The organism is Ginsengibacter sp. (genome assembly GCF_057362405.1).
Window position 1 is genome coordinate 1 of sequence record NZ_JBMQQG010000250.1, and the last position, 3328, is coordinate 3328.

At 38.3% G+C, this 3328-nt stretch carries 3 protein-coding genes; all 3 read right to left on the reverse strand.

The window, feature by feature from the left end:
• Positions 1 to 206: 206 nt before the first annotated feature.
• From galE to ACO1O5_RS21380, 3 genes are read right to left on the reverse strand one after another with little or no spacing between them, the layout of a single operon-like run.
• A complete protein-coding gene (galE, locus tag ACO1O5_RS21370) occupies positions 207 to 1262 on the reverse strand; it encodes a UDP-glucose 4-epimerase GalE (RefSeq protein WP_486273910.1) in 1056 nt (351 codons plus the stop codon).
• 51 nt (positions 1263 to 1313) lie between these two features.
• Positions 1314 to 2324 carry an anion permease gene (locus tag ACO1O5_RS21375; protein ID WP_486273911.1) on the reverse strand — a complete coding sequence of 337 codons (1011 nt, stop codon included), beginning with the start codon at positions 2322 to 2324 and terminating at the stop codon, positions 1314 to 1316.
• 40 nt (positions 2325 to 2364) lie between these two features.
• Positions 2365 to 3012, reverse strand: coding sequence for a DUF47 domain-containing protein (locus tag ACO1O5_RS21380; protein ID WP_486273913.1), 648 nt, complete (start codon positions 3010 to 3012; stop codon positions 2365 to 2367).
• Positions 3013 to 3328 lie beyond the last annotated feature (316 nt).

Genomic DNA, 3328 nt, shown 5'->3' on the forward strand with positions numbered 1-3328 from the left:
TCTGCAGTAAGCACTACTACGTTTTCATTTTTCTTTCCCAATTCATAAATGCCTTCACCAAAACCGCCTCTTGTTTCTTTTTCATTTTTTGCAACAATGTCTTTAATCATAACTGAATTTTATTTTTTTAATGGAACATAAACAAGGGGTGCAAATTAACAATAACCCGTTAAGGATAAAAATAATAATGAGCCTAACGCATCCATCTAATTCATTTGAAAATTGAGATTATTGTGTAACAGCGAATCATCCTTGAGTTTCAACTCCCATTTCCACGCTGTCGACATCATTTCATCCAGGGAGTATTGAGGTTCCCAGTTGAGTTGTTGTTTTGCGAAGGAGTTGTTCGCATAGATTGCAATAATATCACCGGGCCTTCTTGGCCCTATCTTATAATTCAATTTAACACCGCTTACTTTTTCAAACGAATGGATTACTTCGAGTACGGTAATACCGTTACCCGTGCCGAGGTTGAAGATTTCACATGGAGAAGAATTCCTCTTTTCTATTAAATATTGTAGTGCAAGTATATGAGCATGAGCAATATCACATACATGAATATAATCGCGGATACACGATCCGTCCCGGGTCGGATAATCATCCCCATAAACAATCATTTGGGGCAATTTACCGATGGCAGTCTGCGTAATTGCCGGAACCAGGTTTTGAGGCTTGCCCAAGGGCAATTCTCCAATGAGTGCCGAAGGATGTGCGCCCACCGGGTTAAAATATCTCAATAAAATGCCTTGCAGGTGACCGCCTTTCGTTATCTCTCTTACAATTTCTTCTCCCATTTGCTTGGTTGCACCATAAGGGGATTCAGCGGGCTTTTGGGGTGTCTGTTCGGTCACCGGTATTTCATCGGGAGTTCCATAAACCGTGCATGACGACGAAAAAATAAAATTGGCGACATTAAATTCTTTCGCACATTTTAGAATATTAATAAGCGAGGTTAAGTTGTTTTCAAAATATAATAATGGTAACTCAACAGACTCCCCGACTGCTTTAAAAGCTGCAAAGTGGATGATTCCTTTTATGTCAATATTTTCCTGGAATACCGCATAGGTATCATCAAAATTGCAGAGATCTACTTTGTAATTTTTAACCGATATCCCGGTAATGGCTTTTATTCCCTCCAGCAAAGCTGTTGTCGATCTTGAATTATTGTCAATACAAACAGGTTCAAAACCATTTTCTATTAAATCCAGGATGGTGTGGGCTCCAATGTAGCCACAACCACCTGTTACTAATATTTTATTCATTTTGCAAAGAAAGGAAAAACAATTAACAGACGGGTATTAAGAAAAAAATTATCAGGAAATGAAATGTATCACGTAATAAATGCATCCGGCAACAAGGGCACTTACGGGGATGGTTAATATCCAGGCCCAGATAAGGTTAAAGGTAACGCCCCATCTTACAGCAGAGAGCCTTTTGGTAGCGCCCACTCCCACAATTGCCCCGGTAAGTGTGTGAGTAGTACTCACGGGAATTCCAAAGAAAATGGTAAGAAAAATAGTGACTGCGCCGGCTGTTTCGGCACATACACCTTCCAACGGATTAACCTTCGTTATTCTTGTTCCCATTGTTTTTACTATGCGCCATCCACCTGACATAGTGCCGAGCGCAATAGCAGAATAACAAGCCAGCGGAAGCCATCCGGGCATTTGCATATCGTGGACCGATCCCGTGCTGCCATGGACTGTTTTTTGATAGAACCAAATAGCAGTAAGTATTAATCCCATTGTTTTTTGAGAATCGCCTCCGCCGTGCGCAAGGCTTAAGGCACCGGAAGAAACCAATTGAAGCCGCTTAAACCATTTATCTGCTTTAACGGGTCTTGACTTTCGGGCAAGGTTAACCGTAATTAACGTAATTAAGAACCCAAATATCAATCCTATAATGGGAGAAAGTACCATGAAGACGAGCGCAATAAAAATTGGATGAGTATTGACACCGTGAATGCCACCCGCCGCAATTGCCGCACCTGCCAGCCCGCCAATTAACGTGTGTGAAGAGCTGGATGGAATACCGTAATACCAGGTTAAAAGATTCCAGCTTATGGCCGCAATGGTTGCCGATAATAAAACTTTAAAACTGATTACATCCTCAGAAATTATTTTAGCAATAGTTCCGGCAACTTTATGTTCTTTAAATACAAAAAAAGCGATAAAGTTAAAAGCAGCGGCCCACAAAACCGCCTGGAAAGGTGTAAGGACTTTTGTAGAAACGATTGTAGCAATTGAATTAGCTGCATCATGAAATCCATTTATGAAATCAAAAATAAGTGCAAGAATTATAATGGCAATAAGAAAAACGAGCATACAAATCTTTTAAAATGGATACTATTAAAAAGCGACTTAATTATGCATATTTGATAATGATTGATTCAATCACATTAGCAGCATCTTCGCATTTGTCGGTTATAATTTCCATAACCTGGTAGATCTCTCTTTTTTTTATTACTTCTTTAGCATCTGGTTCGTTTTCAAAAAGCTTTTCAATGCTCATGTCAAATATATCGTCAGCCTGGTTTTCTATACTGTTTATCAAAACCATGGCATCAGTAATTCTCCTGAGATTTTTCATGTCCCGAAGCTCTGCAACCGCTTTTTGAACTTCATTACAACTGCTTACAATAAGTTCAGCCATTTTGTGAAAGCCAGTATCATCGGGGTTTACTTTATAAAAATTTATTTTTTTTGCTGAAGCGTAAATGTAATCACAAATATCATCAAGGGAGGTGGCGAGATAGTGTATATCTTCCCTGTCAAAAGGAGTTATAAAGTTTCTTCCTAATTCGGTAAATATCCTGTGGGTGTAATCATCATTCACATGTTCGAGGTCTTCGATTTCCTTTATAAGAATCGCTCTTTTTTCAAAATCTTTTTCGTTGATAACATCCTTAAGGCGTGCCGCCATTACTGTTACCGTTTCTCCTACATTTTCAAATAGCTGAAAAAAGATCCTGTCCTTCGGTAGAAAAAATTTCAAAATGGAATTTAATGCCATGCAAATAAATTTTCGCAAAAGTATACTATCGTGCTTTAATTACGAGAATTCTCTTGTTTAAATGAAATAGTGTCAACATGAAATTGAGAAACGTTTAGTGTTTAAATTATGGCTGGAAGATTCACAAAATTAATAACATACCTACGGCCAAATATCCTGCCTGTTTATTCAAAACAGCCATAATGTAAAAATCGACTTGAAAGAAAGGTGATATTTTTTAAGTGCTTTAATGTTGACGGTAAAATAAAAAGGCTACCTATCAATTACGATGGTAGCCCTTTTCTGAGAACTTCTTTAGTGTCCCGCTATTATAAAA